The organism is Providencia rustigianii (assembly GCF_900637755.1).
Classification (GTDB): domain Bacteria; phylum Pseudomonadota; class Gammaproteobacteria; order Enterobacterales; family Enterobacteriaceae; genus Providencia; species Providencia rustigianii.
Window position 1 is genome coordinate 1069036 of record NZ_LR134396.1, and the last position, 17100, is coordinate 1086135.

A 17100-nucleotide genomic window follows, 5' to 3' on the forward strand; every position below is an offset into this window, starting at 1 on the left:
TATGTACAAATTAATACCTGACTATTCCCGATGATATGGGTGGTTAGTCGTAATGCTCCATGCTCGATAAAGACTTTCCGCGACAAGGACGCGAACGAGCGGATGGGGCAGTGTTAATGCCGATAATGACCAGCTTTGTTCCGCAGCCTCTTTGCAAGCAGGTGCTAGGCCTTCAGGACCACCAATCAATAAACTGACATTGCGACCATCTTGTTTCCATTTATCTAACTGAATGGCAAGTTGTGGGGTATCCCAACGATCACCTGGAATATCTAAGGTGACGATGCGATTTCCTTTACCTACAGCCGCGAGCATTAATTCGCCTTCTTTTTCAAGAATGCGTTTAATATCCGCATTTTTCCCGCGTTTCCCAGCTGGAATCTCGGTTAATTCAAACGGCATATCTTTTGGAAAACGATGGAGATAATCCATAAAGCCGGTCTGGACCCAGTCCGGCATTTTTGTACCTACAGCGATGAGTTGTAATTTCAAACTCAGCTCCAAAGCTTTTCAAGTTCATACATGCGACGGCTTTCGTCTTGCATGATGTGAACAATGGCATCGCCAAGATCGACAACAATCCAGTCAGAAATACCTTGTCCTTCAACACCTAGCGGCATTAAGCCTTGTTTACGGCAAGCATCGATCAAGCGATCAGCAACAGACATCAGATGACGGCTTGATGTTCCTGTGCAGATAATCATTTGGTCGGTAACACTCGATTTCCCATTAACGTCGATCGAAATGATGTCTTCAGCTTTAGCATCTTCAAGTTGATCGATAATAAATTTTTGGAGTTCAGTTCCTTGCAAAAGGTTCACCTTTTATTCAAATTGATAGAATATCTTGTTAAACACTATTTGTAGTTTTTCTTTCCTCGGGATTGCCCCCAGCAAAGCGATGCCATTTTACCCTAGATTTTCGGAAAAATCGGCTAAATTATTTTTTATTGGCGTAGGAGGGCAATTTATAGGGATATATCGCCCATTGAGCAACAAATTTGTATTAACTTTACAAAGTTACTCATCTTCACTACTCCAGAAGTATTTTAGGATAAGAGAGATAATGTGCAATTAATTAAACCAAAAGTTTTAATACTAGATGGAATCACTTATCCATCTAGTGAAATACAGCAATTAACCCATTCCATTGTGACGTGTTTTTCACCAGAAGAATTTAATCAAACCAGCGATGAAATTGTAGGAATTATTTTTCCGCACCGCCATGCTCAAAAAATACTGGCATTTTTTCCTGCGAGTTTACCGGTTATAACTGACACTCAATGGCAAAATGTGCAGCAACTTGACCATTTTTTTACACAATTGTATCTTTTACAACGGCTTGAAATATTGGCCCAGCAGTTAACGCACCATGGAATTATTCTATTTCATAGTCAGCATAAGTATCTCATCATGGCGTATTCACCGACTGGCTATCAATTGACTGGTAAGCTAGTTGCAGGGATTAAAAAAGGCGATGATTTGAAATTGTTTTTTGCACAATATAAAGCGAGCTTAATGGAGACCTTTGCATTAATGCCACCTAAAAATATTCAAGTTAATGCGCTTAGCCACATGCAAGGATATTTTAAACGTAGGGCTACAAAAGATGAGAAAAAGCATTTATTGGCGTTAATTAATGATTATCGTGACGGGAAAATACCGATAAACCAGCCATTATTGATGATGCGGCAGTTACTTATTCAATATCCTGATAGCTATTTAAGTGAACAATATTATTTTGAGCCATATCCTCATTGTGAGCAGGTCAGGGTATTACCTTATTCTTGATAAAGGTGATGAGCCTGAATATATTCTAAAACGGCATGAGGAATTAAATCATTACATGAATCCCCTGAGCTTAATTTTTGACGAATTTCAGTGGCTGAAATATTAACTAGAGGGGTGTCAGCAATAAAGATAAGCCCCTTTGCTTGCAGACTTAACTGGCGAGGATTATCCGTTTGATGTTGATTGAGCCACTGTTGCATTTGCGGATCAGCAAAGTGAGTAGAATATCCTGGTCTAGCACAAACCAATAAATGACATTTGTCTAAAAGTTGCTCCCATCCATACCAAGTATTGATAGATAGCAGTGAATCCTGCCCAATAATAAAGGCCAGTGGTTGAGTACTTCCCAACTCTTCACGTAATTCACTTAAAGTTTCAAGAGTATATGAGGGCGTGCTCTTTTGCAGTTCTCGAGTATCAATGGTAAATAAAGGGTTATTTTGAACCGCGAGTTGTACCATCTCCAAACGCTGCATTGGTGAGGCTTGAGGTTGTGGGCGATGGGGCGGAACATGATTAGGTAATAGAATGACTCTTTGTAAGCCGACTTGTTTGGCAAGGGCTTCGACTGGGCGCAAGTGCCCGTAATGAATCGGGTCGAAAGTACCGCCAAATAATGCCTGAAGGCCTTGAGGTTTACAGGTCATACACTTACCTATGTTGAATAAAATGTTCTGCGTCTGTTTTACCGCATAATAGCATGGACAAAGATTGTAGGTCTGACCAAGAGGAATTGGCAAAATCTTGTTTGGTATGAATTTCGGCTTGGGTCAGTAGCATCAATGCTGATTGTAATTGATATAGACTTAAGCGCTGTATTGCCTCCCCTAATAGACCGCGACGGTTTTGCCATACTTTATGTTGGTCAAATAAGGTTTTCAGTGGTGTCGTTGATGACTGACGTTTTAATGTAATCATCAGCATTAACTCGCGCTGAATAGCCCGCAGTAAAATAACAGGTTCGATATCTTCTCGTTCTAGTTGCTCTAAAATGTGCCATGAACGACGTGATTTGCCGGCTAAAACAGCATCTACCCAGTGATATGGTGTGAAGTGTGCAGAATCATTCACGGCACTTTCTACACGCGGATAGGTGAGCTTTCCATCAGGATACAGTAGTGAAAGCCGCTCAAGAGCTTGCGCTAAACCTAACAAGTTCCCTTCATAGCAGTAGCACAGTAATTGGTTAGCTTCGGTTTCCAACGTTAAGCGCATTTGGCTTGCACGTTTTGACACCCACTGAGGGAGCCGCTGATATTCAGGGGTTAAACAACTAATATAAACACCATCTTGGCTGATAGCTTTAAACCAAGCGCTGTTTTCTTGAGCTTTAGTTAGTTTATGTCCACGTAAGACTAAAAGTAGGTCTGGATGAAGTAACCCTGCGAGTTGCAGAAGTTTTTCTGCCATCGCAGCATTAGGGCCATTTTCAGGTAAAAATAGAGTAAGCATCTGGCGACTGGCAAATAAACTTAATGCCTGACAAAGGCTAAAAATTTCATCCCAATCGGTATTTTGCTCTAATGAAAACGTAAAATGCTCTTCAAAACCTTGCTGGAGTGCAGCTTGGCGAATAGCATCTTGGCTTTCCTGAATAAGGAGGGGCTCGGAGCCCCAAATGAGATAGCGGCCTCTTAGAGACTCTTGTAACGAAGAGGCCAGCTGTTCAGGATAAATGCGTATCATTGCTGCGCTACAGGCTTCTCAGCAGCTTGCGCTTTAGCTTTTTCAAGCTCAGCACTGTGTACTAGCAGTAACTTGCGCACAATACTGCGTGCCGCTTGTTCTTGCATTTCTTGTTTTACGATTTCGTTTTCCGCATCTTTTGCCAATGCTTCTAACGGGTTATCGAAGAAAGTACGAACAACTTTGGTTTCCAGCGGATAAATTGTGCCATCAGGCATTAAGACTTGCGCCTTCATGACCAACGTCAATTGTTTCTCTGCCGCTTTACCATCTTGATAAATAGAAACGGTGTCAGTACTTTCAGATGAACCGACTATTTTTAAGATAGGCACATCTGCGCGACCAGAATCTAAAATGGTCACGTTGTTTAGTCTGAGTTGTTCCCTGACCGCTCGTGTTTGGTAGCTATAAGGTGAACCAGAACTGAGTTGCAGTGTTTTCAATTCTTCCGGAAGCTGGGTTGTTCCTTGAAGACGAAAACCGCAACCTGCGGTGACAAGCACCGACAGGCTGAGGAATAAAGTTATCAGATAGCGCACTTGGGCTCCTTATCAGCCAACAACTAAGTTCAGTAATTTACCTGGAACGTAAATAACCTTGCGGATAGTCACGTCTTCAAGGTATTTGGAGACACTAGGTTCTTGAGATGCCATTTCCAATACGAATTCTTGGTTAGCATCAGCAGGAACGGTAATACGTCCACGAACTTTACCGTTAACTTGAACAACGACCAGCTTGGTATCGTCGATCATAGCTTGCTCATCAGCAACTGGCCAGTCAGCAAAATCGATATCGTCTTTATGACCTAGTGCTTGCCACATTTCGAAACATGCATGCGGAATAATTGGCGATAACATACGCACAATCGCATCCAATGACTCTTGAACTAAAGCACGATCCTGCTCGGTTTCTTGTGGAGCGCGAACTAATTTGTTCATGAACTCCATGATTGCCGCAATTGCAGTATTAAATGCGTAGCGGCGACCAATATCGTCAGTCACTTTAGCGATAGTTTTATGCAGGTCACGACGTAAATCTTTTTGTTCAGTAGTTAATGCGCTGATGTCTAATGGTTGAGTTGCACCTTTTTGTGAATGCTCGTGAACTAAACGCCATACACGACGTACGAAACGGTTAGCACCTTCAACACTAGACTCTTGCCATTCCAGAGTTAATTCTGGTGGCGCAGCGAACATCATAAACAGACGGACGGTATCGGCACCGTATTTTTCCACCATCAACTGAGGATCAATTCCGTTGTTCTTAGATTTAGACATCTTGCTCATACCAGTATAAACCAGTTCATGACCTTCGCTGTCTACGGCTTTAATAATACGATTCTTATCATCACGTTCAACAATCGCATCCGCTGGAGATACCCACACACGATGACCATCACTGCCGGTATAATAGAATGCATCCGCTAGCACCATACCTTGGCACAATAAACGTTTAGCTGGCTCATCTGAGGTAACTAACCCAGCATCACGCATTAATTTGTGGAAGAAACGGAAGTACATTAAGTGCATGATGGCATGTTCAATACCACCAATGTATTGATCAACTGGCAGCCAGTAATTTGCGGCTTCCGGATCTAACATGCCATCATCATATTGCGGGCAAGTATAGCGCGCGTAGTACCATGATGATTCCATGAAAGTATCGAAAGTGTCAGTTTCACGCAGTGCTGGCTGACCATTGATAGTGGTTTTTGCCCACTCTGGATCTGCTTTTATTGGGCTGGTGATGCCGTTCATGGTGACATCTTCCGGTAAAATAACCGGTAATTGGTCTTCTGGAATTGGAACTACAGTACCGTCTTCTAAGGTCGCCATTGGAATTGGTGCGCCCCAGTAACGTTGACGGGAAACACCCCAGTCACGTAAACGATAGTTGACTTTACGTTGACCTGCGCCGATAGAAACCAGCTTGTCAGCGATCGCATTGAAACCTTCATCATTGCTTAAGCCTGTGAATTCGCCCGAATTGATCAGCGCGTTTTTCTCAGTCATTGCTTCTTGCGATAAATCTGGAGTATTGCCTTCAGCATCGCCAATAACGGCTTTAATTGGCAGGTTATATTTATGTGCAAATTCCCAGTCACGTTGGTCATGAGCCGGAACAGCCATAACAGCACCTGTACCGTATTCCATCAAGACAAAGTTAGCGACCCAAATTGGTAGCTTCTCTTGTGTTAATGGATGGATAACATACAGACCTGTTGCAACGCCTTTTTTCTCCATGGTTGCCATATCAGCTTCCGCTGTTTTGGTATTACGGCACTCATCGATAAAATCGGCTAATTCAGGATTATTTTTTGCTGCTTGTTGCGCTAAAGGATGACCCGCAGCAACTGCAACGTAAGTTGCGCCCATAAAGGTGTCAGGACGGGTAGTGTAGACGGTTAATTTATCGTCACGCTCAGCAACATCAAATGTAATTTCCACACCCTCTGAGCGCCCAATCCAGTTACGTTGCATGGTTTTAACTTGCTCTGGCCAATCTTCCAGTTTATCCAAGTCATTCAGCAGCTCTTCTGCATAATCAGTGATTTTAATAAACCATTGAGGGATTTCTTTGCGTTCTACGGGGGTATCACAGCGCCAGCAGCAGCCATCAATTACTTGTTCGTTCGCGAGAACCGTTAAGTCATGTGGGCACCAGTTAACCGCTGAGGTTTTTTTATAAACTAAACCTTTTTCATACAATTTAGTGAAGAACCACTGCTCCCAACGGTAATATTCAGGGGTACAGGTAGTGACTTCACGGTTCCAGTCGTAACCAAAGCCCAGCATTTTCAGCTGACCTTTCATGTAATCAATATTGGCATACGTCCAAGGTGCAGGTGCAGTATTGTTTTTTACCGCAGCGCCTTCAGCAGGCAGACCAAATGCATCCCAACCAATTGGTTGAAGAACGTTTTTACCCAACATACGTTGATAACGGGAGATTACGTCACCAATGGTGTAGTTACGTACGTGGCCCATGTGTAGTCGTCCAGAAGGGTAAGGTAGCATGGACAGGCAGTAGTATTTCTCTTTGCTGTTGTCTTCAGTCACTTTGAAAGTTTGTTTTTCATCCCAGTGACGCTGTACTTTAGATTCTATATCTTCTGGACGATATTGTTCTTGCATGGCACCGATAATCCTATGGTGAATAGTGGCTACATTCAATGAGTAGCAGGTTAATGTCTTTTTCTATAAAGCGGAACCGCATAGCATAGCGGATCACACCCAGTAACAACAATGCTCAAAGCCGTTGTGTCTGTAAAAAACGATGAATCGTTGATTAGATGAATTTACAGGGACTTGGTCTTGCTGTTCGTCTTGTTTGTCATATTTTGTGCTACAAAATTGATGGCATTATAAATATATCGCCAAGGAGCCGCACAAAATAGTTAGCGTTCGCCTATCATAATTCAATTTACTACCTAAAACTTGAACTATTTAAGAGGGAAATTGCATTATTCAATATTTTATTTGAACTTAGAACACGTTAGAGAATTTTTTGAGAGATTTCAAGTGCAGATAAGGTTATCCATCATGAAAAAGGCGCGGGGATGAGTATCAATAAGAAAATGTTGCAAAAAGCCCTATTGGGCTTTCTGCAACATAGTTGATAATTAATGCAGGATTTTTGCTAAGAAATCTTTAGCGCGATCAGATTTAGGATTGGCAAAGAAGTCTTCTTTCTTAGTGTCTTCAATGATTTTTCCTTCATCCATAAAAATAACTCGGTTGGCTACTTTTTTCGCAAATCCCATTTCATGGGTCACTACCATCATGGTCATTCCTTCATTTGCCAGTTCGACCATGACATCCAGAACTTCGTTGATCATCTCTGGATCAAGGGCTGAAGTGGGTTCATCGAATAACATCGCGATGGGATCCATACACAGTGCGCGAGCAATCGCTACACGTTGTTGCTGCCCACCCGATAATTGTGCTGGGAACTTATTTGCATGATTAGATAACCCGACACGCTCCAGTAGTTTTACGGCTTTTTCCTCGGCAGCCTTTTTGCCACGGTTTAAGACTTTAACTTGGGCTAACGTTAAATTTTCTAGAATCGAAAGATGAGGAAAGAGTTCAAAATGCTGGAATACCATGCCGACTTTTGAGCGCAGTTTGGCAAGGTCAGTTTTTTTATTATTGACTTGGATATCGTTAACAAAAATTTCACCCTGTTGAATCGGCTCCAACCCATTGACTGTTTTTATTAATGTGGATTTACCAGAACCAGAAGGCCCGCACACAACCACAACTTCGCCTTTTTTGACTTCAGTTGTGCAATCGGTGAGCACCTGAAATTGGCCATACCATTTAGAGACATTTTTCAGGGTAATCATGAGACAGTCCTTTTCTTAAGATAATTCACTAACATTGAAGCGCCGAAACTAAAAATAAAGTAGATGAGTCCGGCAAAGAGTATCATTTCAACTTGCGTACCGTCACGTTCACCAATGTTGGTGGCTGTTCTGAAGAAGTCAGTTAACCCCAGAACATACACTAAAGAGGTATCTTGGAATAGCACAATACCTTGGGTGAGTAATAACGGAACCATAGCTTTAAAGGCTTGCGGTAAGACAATCAGGCGCATGGTTTGCATCTGTGTCATCCCTAATGCAAGAGAGGCATTTGCCTGACCTCTAGAGATACTTTGGATCCCTGCACGGATAATTTCCGAGTAGTAAGCCGCTTCAAAAAGGCAAAAGGCTACCACTGCGGATATCAAACGAATATCATTTTTGGGTGATAAGCCTAGAATATTTTGTAATAAGTTAGGCACAACTAAGTAGAACCAAAATAACACCATCACCAGCGGAACGGAGCGAAACATATTTACATAGAATGCAGCAAACCAACGCAGCAGTTTAATATTCGACAAACGCATCATTGCGAGAGCCGTTCCCCAGACAATTCCCACAACAATTGCTGCCGCAGTAATTTTGGCGGTGATAATAAATCCGTCTACTAAGAATGGGATACTTGGTGCGATAGAACTCCAATCAAATTGATAAGCCATCTTATCGCCCTCCTAATGTGCCAGGTAAGCGAACTTTACGTTCAAGCAAGCTCATCAGTAACATGATGATTAAGTTAATACCGACATAAGCTAAAGTAATTGCCGTGAATGATTCCCATGCATGAGCGGAATAATCCAACAACTTGCCAGCTTGTGCCGCCATGTCGACGAGCCCAATGGTGGATGCAATGGCAGAGTTTTTGACTAAGTTCAGCATTTCCGATGTCATTGGCGGTAGGATCACGCGGTAAGCATTCGGTAGCAGAACGTAGCGATACGTTTGCGGTAGCGTTAGCCCCATAGCTAATGCGGCACTTTTCTGGCCTCTAGGTAAGGATTGAATAGCTGCACGAACCTGTTCGGTCATCCGCGCGGCAGTAAACAAACCAAGGCATAACATAGAAGAGATAAAAAACTGGTAGTTAGGATCTAGCTCCATCTTGAACCAGTCACCAATTGATTGAGGAAGTAGTTCAGGGATCACTAAGTACCACGTGAAGAACTGCACAATCAGTGGAACATTACGAAATAATTCAACGTAAGCCGTACCTATAAACGCTAAAAAGCGATTAGGAACGGTGCGTAAAATACCGAAAAATGAGCCAACGAGAAAAGCGATGATCCATGCGCAGATAGAAAGCGTGACGGTAACTTCTAAGCCAGATATTAACCAACCTAAATAGGTGGTATTCCCAAATGGGGCATTCTCAAGGAATATCCCCCAATTCCAATTAATCGACATAATATGACTTCCTGTGGGCAATTTGATTGTCCCGAATACTGAGGATCAGAGAAAGCAAGGCGGGAACGACCGCCTTGCGATTCTGACTTCAGTAATACCCTGTTTGTCTTTTTTATTAGTTTAATGCTTTATCATTTGGTGATTTGTATAGCGCTTTCATTTCATCAGATAACGTAAAGTTCAAGTTTAGATTTTTTGGTGGGATAGGTTGGTTGAACCAACGATTGAAGGATTTCTCTGCTGTACCCGATTTTTGTGCCGTAGAGATAGTTTCATCAATCAATGCTTTGAACTGAGGGTCATCTTTACGCAACATGCAGCCATATGCTTCTTGGGTTTGTGGTTTGCCCACGATTTCCCAGATAGCAGGTTGTTTAGCTTTAGCGCGCTCGCCTGCGAGTAATGCATCATCCATCATAAAGGCAACTGCACGACCGGATTCCAGAGTACGGAAAGAATCACCGTGGTCTTTTGCACTGATAATGCGCATTTTCATATTTTTCTGATCATTTAACTGATTCAGGATAATTTCAGAGGTTGTTCCCGAAGTTACCACGACATTTTTCCCCGCTAAATCAGCAAAGTCTTTAATGCCGGCATCTTTCTTAGCCAGTAAGCGAGTCCCTACAACGAAAATAGTATTAGAGAAAGCCGCTTGTTTTTGTCTCTCTAAATTATTGGTCGTAGAGCCACATTCAAAATCGAATGTTCCGTTTTGCAGCAGTGGAATACGGTTTTGTGACGTAATAGGAATTAATTTTACCTGCAAATCAGGCATATTGAGTTTCTTTTTCACTGCGTCAACGATTTGGTTGGAATAATCCTGTGAGTAACCGACAACTTTCTGACTATTATCATAATAAGAAAAAGGCACAGAGGATTCGCGATGACCAACAACGATCACACCATTATCTTTGATTTTTTTCAGAGTACCGTTTAATTCTTCTGCTTGAACTGCACAGGTCGCACCCAAAAGCATCATTGTTAAAACAAGCTTGCTCATACGCATAATTACAGCTCCTTTAGAACATCGGTGTAAATCCGCCATATTTCGGGTGATTGCGCATGCCTTTCACGTGACACATTACTCGAATTATTTTGGTTTTGTGGTGTTGTGTTTGCAGATGTATCGTGAGGTTTGGATAAACACCAGATCATCAGCTGTATGTTTTATTATTGTTAAAAAGTAATTAAAAATTATGAGTTTTGAAAACGAAATGTTTTAAATTCGGGAGCTATCTCGCATATTATTTAGGCAGTTGTGAGCCGTAGCACTAATATGGTGAAAAATTGCCTAAATTTGATAATCGCGCACTGAAAGAGTGCAAAACAGTTCCGTATTTCATTCTTCAAAAATAGAGTTGCAAGTTTTATGCCGCTTTTATAGATAAAGGGAAAATTGCAGTGATTTTTCCGAATTTACGTATTTGTAAAGTTAAATGTAGCCTCTTGAATAGAATATTTTGCTGTGTAGTATGTAACCTCTATTTAACTTATTATTAGCTAATTATTGCGATTTCAGGACGATAAGCAGATACGCACATGAGCAGACCTTTAAAATTGGGTAATGGATTAGTGCTACTCGCCTGTCTGATGGTTTTACTTTGTATGAATCAAAGAGCCGTCGGAGAGCGTCTGTTCGCAACATTTTTAGTGCCTCACTCACTGAACACAGCTAGCTTCAATGCACCGGATGTCCTGATTGATTCAAATCAGATGGACTCTAAAGAAGTGAAACTTTCAACGTGTGAGTTAAGTTCAAAATCGTTGATCACCATAGTTCCCTCAGTGATTGAACCTTTCTTTTTTGTATTTCTTTCTTTAGCTGCATTCGCTATCTTTTGCACTAGACTATTTATATATAGAGCAAACCGTGAAGAGATACATGCCCCACCAAGTGTTAGGCGTCACCTACAATTCTGCAATCTTCGGGATTAGAAAGCCGCGGCGTATTGTTCGTTGCTGTCATTTATTCTGGAGGATTCATGCGTTTCTTTATTAACTGGTTATTTGTTCTATTCGCTCTATTTTCAAGCAGCTTACAGGCTGCGGATACTGGCTGGCTGCAACCCGCAAACACGGGATGGATGCCAAACAATACCCCTAATCATGTTCAAGTTCGTTTGCTCAGTTCTGCACAAGAAGAGGGCAAAATCGATATTTTACTCGACGTAAAACTCGAGGAAGGATGGAAGACTTACTGGCGTTCACCAGGGGAAGGGGGCGTTGCGCCTGAAATTACTTGGATCTCTCCGGTAAAAACTACGGATTGGTTGTGGCCTACTCCGGGGCGTTTTGATGTCGCAGGGGTATCAACTCAAGGCTATATGGGGGATGTTATTTTCCCTATTACGGTAACCAGCAGTGAAAAACTGGATAAGTTATCGGGAACCTTGACCTTATCGACGTGCAGTAATATCTGCATTTTAACGGATTATCCTTTTGAACTGGATTTAACTGAGCCTGCACCTGCTGATTTTAATTGGGCATTTAACCAAGCAAAAGGTAGTGTGCCAGCAACCAATGGCTTGATTGAGCAATCGAAAACCAGCTTCTCTGGAAAACAGTTGATTGTTGAGCTGCAAAAAGTTGCGGGTAATGAGTGGATAGCGCCCAATATTTTCACCGATATTGTCGATGGGGCCACATTAGGTGTACCCACCATTAACTCGTCGGGTGATAAGTTAACTGCAACTATTGATGTTAGCGATGATTGGGGAGGGGAGTCTCCTAATTTAGTTGGGAAAACCGTCTCCTTTGTGGTCACTGATGGAGAGTTATCTCAACAAGTTATTTCAGATGTAGTGCCATTTACAGGGGCACAGTTTATTAGTGAATCTAATCAACCTATTGATTTATGGCAAATTCTACTCTTTGCTCTCCTTGGTGGATTGATTCTCAATTTGATGCCGTGCGTCTTGCCAGTTCTGGCGATGAAATTAGGCTCTGTCCTATTGGTTCCTCAAGGGGAACAAAATACCATTCGCCGTCAGTTCCTACTTTCGTCATCCGGTATTTTGGTCTCTTTTTGGTTGCTCGCATTGTTAATTACATTATTGCGAGTTGGTCAACAAGCGGTAGGCTGGGGTATTCAGTTCCAAAGTCCTTGGTTTATTGGATTTATGGTTATTGTCACCGCCTTATTTACTGCCAATTTATTCGGTTTGTTCGAAATTAGTTTAGGAAGTAAAACCAATACCCGTCTAGCAACCGCTGGTGGGCATGGGAACAGTGGTCATTTTTGGCAAGGAGTTTTTGCAACATTGTTAGCAACTCCATGCTCCGCACCATTTTTGGGGACAGCGGTCGCCTTTGCATTGGCGGCACCGATGGAACAACTCTGGCTCATTTTTACCGCGCTAGGTATTGGAATGAGTTTGCCATGGCTACTCATAGCCGCTTTCCCTGTGATTGCTAAATTACTTCCGAAACCGGGAACATGGATGCTGAAACTGAGAGCCATTCTTGGGCTGATGATGTTGGTATCCTGTTTATGGTTGATTAGTCTATTAATTCCCCACTTTGGTGCAACTTACACCATCATTATTGCTGGGGTATTTTTATTATTGCTGGTGCTGTTTATCCTGAAAAATAAAGGAATTCGTGCAGCGATTTTCCCTTTTATCTTATTTTCATTGCTGGGGGCTGCTTTTACTTGGGTAGCGATAGACCAGCAACAGGGAAATCAGACATTAGCTCGTGATCGTGTTCAATGGCAGCCACTCTCTGAAGAGGGGATCACTCAGGCGTTAGCTGAAAATAAACGCGTATTTATTGATGTGACCGCCGACTGGTGTGTCACGTGTAAAGCTAACAAATATAATGTACTGCTCAGAGATGATGTCCAGCAATTACTTAGCGAACCGGATGTGGTTGCGTTTAGAGGGGATTGGACTAAACCGTCTCCTGAAATATCAGCTTTTTTACAAAAGCGTGGGCAAGTCGCAGTGCCGTTTAACCAAATTTATGGCCCTAATCTGACAGAGGGGAAAATACTGTCAACAATACTTGATCGTGAAGTTTTAATATCAATTATGAATGAGGCCAAAGGAGCCAAAAAATGAAAAAGACCATTCTAGCTGTTTTATTCTCTTCGCTAATGCTTGGAGCAACTGCGAACGCGGCTCCATTAACTGCAGACCAAGAAGCGCAAGTGCGTAAGTTAGTTCGCGATACATTGGTTGAAAACCCTGAAATTCTCGAAGAAGCGATTGTTGCTCTACAAGCCAAGCAAGGTGAGAAGCAGCAAGCTCAGATGAAACAGGTATTAAAAGATCAGCATAATGCTTTATTTAATGATCCAACAAGTCCACGTATTGGCTCGAAAGATGCCAAGCTTGTTTTAGTTAACTTTACTGATTTTAACTGTCCGTACTGCAAACGTTTCGACCCACTGTTAGAAGATATTGTGAAGAAAAATCCAGATGTTGCGGTTGTTATCAAATATCTTCCTTTTAAAGGAGAAACGTCCATGGAGTCATCTCAATTAGCGATGACTTTATGGAAAGAAAATCCAAAAGCGTTCCTTGCGTTGCACCAAAAATTAATGGCAAAACAAGGCATGCTGTCTGATTCAAATATCAAAGAAGCCTTGCAGGCAACGGGAAATGGCAAATTAAAAGCGAGTGATGAGAGTCGTGCGGCTATCCGCAAAAACTTAGAGCTGGCGAATATGCTACAAGTGAATGGAACGCCTGCAACATTGGTGGGCGATGAGATGATCCCAGGGGCTGTTGATGCACAGGAATTTGAGCGGATCGTTAAAGAACAACTCAGTAAGGTAAAATAATCATTCGATGGGGAGACTAAAAAAGTGGACCAAAGAACTTATTGTTTTAGCACTAATTTTATTGGTTGCTTTTACAGTAATGGATTTTTGGCGTAAACCACAAAGCTTAGCTCCTGTATTATTGGAGCCACAGACTCTGGCAACAGGAGAAGTGGTTTCTATTGCCGAGCTGAGTGAAAAACAGCCAGTATTAATCTATTTTTGGGCGACATGGTGTGGTGTATGCAATACCACATCCCCCAATGTTTCAGATTTAGCTAAATCTGGTGTTCCTGTCGTGACAGTGGCAATTCGTTCAGGAGATCCTCAGCGATTGCTTACTGGCATGGCAAATAAAGATCTAACCTTTCCTGTTATCAACGATATCAATGGCCAGTTAGCGGGGCTTGTTGGCGTCAGTGCAACTCCCACCTTTATGATAATAGATAAAGGTGAAATGGTGAGTTTCACTGCCGGTTGGACAAGTTATCTCGGGCTGAAAAGCCGTTTATGGCTAGCATCATTTTGAACCCTAAAAAGCCTTTGCCTGAAGTGTCCAGCTTTATGGGGGCACTTCAGATTTAGCGAGGCCTTGAATTGGCTTAATGTGACTAGGTATAGAATGTCCATTATTGGGAGCTAATAAGCCAATTTCGGACAAAATACAAGTGAATTACTTTCGTTGAATTGACTTTAACGCTGGAGTCAATGTAAATGTATACTCTAAAAGCACCCAAGCCTTTTCATCTGCCACCCATTCTTCGTTTTCTTTTCTCATCTCAAGGTTATAGTCTTTGAAAAACTTATTTCGAATTGGGAGAATTCTGTCTGGTTGGCTAACTATTATTTTTATTGGGCAAACGTAAACATTAGAACTAGCATCCTGTACTTTGCAGTTTTCTAGTTTTTCTATGGATTCTATTTTTATTGGGCTTTTACTATGCTTAATTAGATTATTTCGTTGCTCATATCTGTCGTTAAGAGCTTTAGTTATCTCTTTTTCTGATGGGCCATCATCACACCCAAATAGAACAAAACACGCTGAAAGAATTGTTATTACCTGAAATTTTTTTAGCATCAATACATTACCTTATCTCTAATAATTAAGCACAGGATGTTGTCTAATGTTTTATATTAACTATATTAAAATGGTTAGCGTAACTTTTTAAAATGCTTGTTTAACCATGTTTTCTACGATGCATTCCGGTGACTCCGAGCGGAGCATCTTCGAACTCGGTGATATGACCTCTCTGGGTAAAAGATCAGAGAGGCGGATTAACGAATTGTCGTTTTAAGGTCATCTTTCACGAGATTAAAAATATGTGTAGTACATTGTAAATGCTCCGAGAGCAATGAAAATAAATGTCAAACCAATGGCAATGTTAGCCTTGGTATTCAATGAGGCTTGCTCTGTATGATGTGATTCATCCTCGTCAATAGCATTAATTAGGTATTCCGTATAAAAGGTTAATATTTTGTTACTAAAAGGCATAAGCCTTTCGGGGTTATCAACTTCGTAAGCCATAACGTTGAAGGCTACTTGATGTCTTAAACTGATTAACTCTATACCTGACATAGACCGAAATGTTGTATCCTCACTTTTTTCATTCAGTAGTTTAGTTGGAGGGCTGTCTGCATTATCCATAACAATAGCTGCATTAATTACAGGGCCTTCATAACCATCCTGATTGTGGAAGCAAAGCTGAATATTTGATTCTGACACCTCTTTTATCTCTACCCAAAAATGGGTTTCTAAAAAAACCGATAAATATTGAAAGGTAAGTTCCTCGCTTTTATCTATATCATCGTTTTGATTATTGAATAACTCTTGACTTGCTTTAAAAAGTTTACTGCTCATTTTAATTCCTTATAAATAAACGAATGATTTGAAATTGAAATAATGACTATATAATTGAATTCAGCAAATTGACCTTCCAGGGTAAAAGGCAAGAAGGGCGAATTGGCTAGCTCGCATTATAAGAAGGTAATAAAAATTGTTAAAAAAATAAAATTAATACTAATAATACAAGCATGGCTCCTATGAGTGTAGACATACATAAAATCTGTGTCGTAGACCAGCTTGTCTTCAGTAGTTCAGAATTGGCAAGAATAGCTTTAACTTTAGCATCTTCATCTGAGCCCTCGGGGCTCAAAAGGTAGCCTACATAAGCCCCAAACATCGAACCGTAGATTGGAAATAACTCATCTTCGCTTTCTATTACTACCAAATTAAATTCAATCGATGATCTTAGGTATAAAATTTCAGCACCATTAAATTTACGAAACGTGGTTTTTTCATTAGTTTCAATCTTATTTAGGCTCTCAGGTGGAGACTCTGAATCGGGTTCTGTTATATAGGCATCAAGAAATGGCCCGACTCCGTCTTCCGTTACATAGAGTCCCACTCCCATCTTATCCACGTTCGAATCTATAACCTCTATCCAGAATACAGTTTCATTAAACACTTCAAATAGCTTAATAACGTTCGCTGAAATACTGTTGCAGTAAATGTCATTCTGTATGCTTTGAAAAATTTGGTATAACTCACTTTTTGCCATTAATAGTCCCTTATAGCTGTTTAACCAATTAAGTAATTTACATTTGAATGATTGTACCTAACATAAGTCAAATATGTGAGGTGTTTTTGTTATTAGGTATTTGCCTGTGGGTGGAGTGTGGTGAAACTGGTTGTAGGCAAAAAATAAACAATACGAAGGTTCCATCATGAATAATAACACTTCCGCTCAGCGTACAACTGCTCAGGTCAGCCAGATATCGCAATCCCGACTTCAGGTAAAACTACAGGTTTTATCTACGCTGCGGCCAAGATGGGTTTGTTCAGCGAGGAGGCCATTTCCGCCTACTAGGTGATGATTTTTAGTGTAAATAGCAATGCTTGTTGTTTTGTTTTATTCCGAGAATTATTTAATACTATTTATTAGCCATAATTTTTACTCGGTCAATGAGTCATTCTGTTTTTTGGTTGATTTTTCTAAATTAATTATTATTTTTGTTATATTGTTTTTTATAATAAAACAAATATCCCCATATCACTTGGATTGATAAAGAAAAATACGGTTTTTTACATA

18 protein-coding genes are annotated in these 17100 nt (G+C 41.1%); 5 read left to right on the top strand and 13 right to left on the bottom strand.

Translation table 11 applies throughout. The features are described from left to right. Positions 1-21: 21 nt before the first annotated feature. On the bottom strand, positions 22-492 hold the full coding sequence (gene rlmH, locus EL244_RS04800; RefSeq protein WP_039854013.1) for a 23S rRNA (pseudouridine(1915)-N(3))-methyltransferase RlmH: 471 nt from the start codon (positions 490-492) through the stop codon (positions 22-24). Between the two features lie 2 nt (positions 493-494). Then, positions 495-821 carry a ribosome silencing factor gene (gene rsfS, locus EL244_RS04805; protein WP_112836351.1) on the bottom strand — a complete coding sequence of 109 codons (327 nt, stop codon included), beginning with the start codon at positions 819-821 and terminating at the stop codon, positions 495-497. A 246-nt stretch (positions 822-1067) separates the two neighbouring features. Here rsfS and EL244_RS18270 point away from each other — a divergent pair, with 246 nt between their 5' ends. After that, positions 1068-1790: a YbgA family protein gene (locus EL244_RS18270; protein ID WP_126459154.1), complete on the top strand. Its 723-nt coding sequence runs from the start codon at positions 1068-1070 to the stop codon at positions 1788-1790. Here the strand turns inward: EL244_RS18270 and nadD are convergent. From nadD to EL244_RS04850, 8 genes are all read right to left on the bottom strand, one after another. After that, positions 1781-2437, bottom strand: coding sequence for a nicotinate-nucleotide adenylyltransferase (gene nadD, locus EL244_RS04815; protein ID WP_126459157.1), 657 nt, complete (start codon positions 2435-2437; stop codon positions 1781-1783). The genes EL244_RS18270 and nadD overlap by 10 nt on opposite strands. 4 nt (positions 2438-2441) lie before the next feature. Further along, on the bottom strand, positions 2442-3476 hold the full coding sequence (holA, locus tag EL244_RS04820; protein WP_006812820.1) for a DNA polymerase III subunit delta: 1035 nt from the start codon (positions 3474-3476) through the stop codon (positions 2442-2444). Further along, entirely contained in the window at positions 3473-4015 is a 543-nt protein-coding gene (gene lptE, locus EL244_RS04825) for an LPS assembly lipoprotein LptE (protein ID WP_039854010.1), read from the bottom strand. The genes holA and lptE overlap by 4 nt, the downstream gene beginning before the upstream one ends. Positions 4016-4027: 12 nt before the next feature. After that, the gene (leuS, locus tag EL244_RS04830; RefSeq protein WP_126459160.1) at positions 4028-6610 is read right to left on the bottom strand and encodes a leucine--tRNA ligase; all 2583 of its coding nucleotides are present in this window, start codon (positions 6608-6610) and stop codon (positions 4028-4030) included. A gap of 488 nt (positions 6611-7098) precedes the next feature. Continuing rightward, positions 7099-7824: an amino acid ABC transporter ATP-binding protein gene (locus EL244_RS04835; RefSeq protein ID WP_006812817.1), complete on the bottom strand. Its 726-nt coding sequence runs from the start codon at positions 7822-7824 to the stop codon at positions 7099-7101. Beyond that, positions 7821-8501, bottom strand: coding sequence for a glutamate/aspartate ABC transporter permease GltK (gene gltK, locus EL244_RS04840; RefSeq protein ID WP_006812816.1), 681 nt, complete (start codon positions 8499-8501; stop codon positions 7821-7823). Before gltK ends, EL244_RS04835 begins: the two co-directional genes overlap by 4 nt. Before the next feature lies 1 nt (position 8502). Continuing rightward, complete coding sequence (locus EL244_RS04845; protein WP_006812815.1) at positions 8503-9243, bottom strand: amino acid ABC transporter permease; 741 nt, start codon at positions 9241-9243, stop codon at positions 8503-8505. A gap of 115 nt (positions 9244-9358) precedes the next feature. Then, the gene (locus EL244_RS04850; protein WP_039854009.1) at positions 9359-10252 is read right to left on the bottom strand and encodes a glutamate/aspartate ABC transporter substrate-binding protein; all 894 of its coding nucleotides are present in this window, start codon (positions 10250-10252) and stop codon (positions 9359-9361) included. A gap of 533 nt (positions 10253-10785) precedes the next feature. Between EL244_RS04850 and EL244_RS18365 the strand changes: the two genes are divergently transcribed. The 4 genes from EL244_RS18365 to EL244_RS04870 are packed head-to-tail and all read left to right on the top strand — an operon-like array spanning position 10786 to position 14540. Then, positions 10786-11181, top strand: coding sequence for a hypothetical protein (locus tag EL244_RS18365; RefSeq protein WP_006812813.1), 396 nt, complete (start codon positions 10786-10788; stop codon positions 11179-11181). Positions 11182-11228: 47 nt separating this feature from the next. Next, positions 11229-13307, top strand: coding sequence for a protein-disulfide reductase DsbD family protein (locus tag EL244_RS04860; protein WP_126459163.1), 2079 nt, complete (start codon positions 11229-11231; stop codon positions 13305-13307). Beyond that, on the top strand, positions 13304-14032 hold the full coding sequence (locus tag EL244_RS04865; RefSeq protein WP_006812811.1) for a DsbA family protein: 729 nt from the start codon (positions 13304-13306) through the stop codon (positions 14030-14032). Before EL244_RS04860 ends, EL244_RS04865 begins: the two co-directional genes overlap by 4 nt. Positions 14033-14039: 7 nt before the next feature. Next, positions 14040-14540, top strand: coding sequence for a protein disulfide oxidoreductase (locus tag EL244_RS04870; protein ID WP_115164049.1), 501 nt, complete (start codon positions 14040-14042; stop codon positions 14538-14540). 144 nt (positions 14541-14684) lie between these two features. Here the strand turns inward: EL244_RS04870 and EL244_RS04875 are convergent, their stop codons facing one another. The 3 genes from EL244_RS04875 to EL244_RS04885 all read right to left on the bottom strand — a co-directional run bounded on the left by EL244_RS04875 (position 14685) and on the right by EL244_RS04885 (position 16569). Then, positions 14685-15089 (bottom strand): hypothetical protein, encoded by a 405-nt coding sequence (locus EL244_RS04875; protein WP_126459166.1) that lies wholly within the window; start codon positions 15087-15089, stop codon positions 14685-14687. A gap of 234 nt (positions 15090-15323) precedes the next feature. Then, entirely contained in the window at positions 15324-15869 is a 546-nt protein-coding gene (locus EL244_RS04880) for a hypothetical protein (RefSeq protein ID WP_126459169.1), read from the bottom strand. 139 nt (positions 15870-16008) lie between these two features. Further along, positions 16009-16569 (bottom strand): hypothetical protein, encoded by a 561-nt coding sequence (locus EL244_RS04885; RefSeq protein ID WP_126459172.1) that lies wholly within the window; start codon positions 16567-16569, stop codon positions 16009-16011. Positions 16570-17100 lie beyond the last annotated feature (531 nt).

Excerpts from the sequence above, each read along its gene's own strand:
- nadD (WP_126459157.1), bottom strand. The coding sequence starts at position 2,437 with ATGACCTGTAAACCTCAAGGCCTTCAGGCATTATTTGGCGGTACTTTC.
- holA (WP_006812820.1), bottom strand. The coding sequence starts at position 3,476 with ATGATACGCATTTATCCTGAACAGCTGGCCTCTTCGTTACAAGAGTCT.
- leuS (WP_126459160.1), bottom strand. The coding sequence starts at position 6,610 with ATGCAAGAACAATATCGTCCAGAAGATATAGAATCTAAAGTACAGCGT.
- EL244_RS04835 (WP_006812817.1), bottom strand. The coding sequence starts at position 7,824 with ATGATTACCCTGAAAAATGTCTCTAAATGGTATGGCCAATTTCAGGTG.
- gltK (WP_006812816.1), bottom strand. The coding sequence starts at position 8,501 with ATGGCTTATCAATTTGATTGGAGTTCTATCGCACCAAGTATCCCATTC.
- EL244_RS04845 (WP_006812815.1), bottom strand. The coding sequence starts at position 9,243 with ATGTCGATTAATTGGAATTGGGGGATATTCCTTGAGAATGCCCCATTT.
- EL244_RS04850 (WP_039854009.1), bottom strand. The coding sequence starts at position 10,252 with ATGCGTATGAGCAAGCTTGTTTTAACAATGATGCTTTTGGGTGCGACC.
- EL244_RS18365 (WP_006812813.1), top strand. The coding sequence starts at position 10,786 with ATGAGCAGACCTTTAAAATTGGGTAATGGATTAGTGCTACTCGCCTGT.
- EL244_RS04860 (WP_126459163.1), top strand. The coding sequence starts at position 11,229 with ATGCGTTTCTTTATTAACTGGTTATTTGTTCTATTCGCTCTATTTTCA.
- EL244_RS04865 (WP_006812811.1), top strand. The coding sequence starts at position 13,304 with ATGAAAAAGACCATTCTAGCTGTTTTATTCTCTTCGCTAATGCTTGGA.
- EL244_RS04870 (WP_115164049.1), top strand. The coding sequence starts at position 14,040 with ATGGGGAGACTAAAAAAGTGGACCAAAGAACTTATTGTTTTAGCACTA.
- EL244_RS04875 (WP_126459166.1), bottom strand. The coding sequence starts at position 15,089 with ATGCTAAAAAAATTTCAGGTAATAACAATTCTTTCAGCGTGTTTTGTT.
- EL244_RS04880 (WP_126459169.1), bottom strand. The coding sequence starts at position 15,869 with ATGAGCAGTAAACTTTTTAAAGCAAGTCAAGAGTTATTCAATAATCAA.
- EL244_RS04885 (WP_126459172.1), bottom strand. The coding sequence starts at position 16,569 with ATGGCAAAAAGTGAGTTATACCAAATTTTTCAAAGCATACAGAATGAC.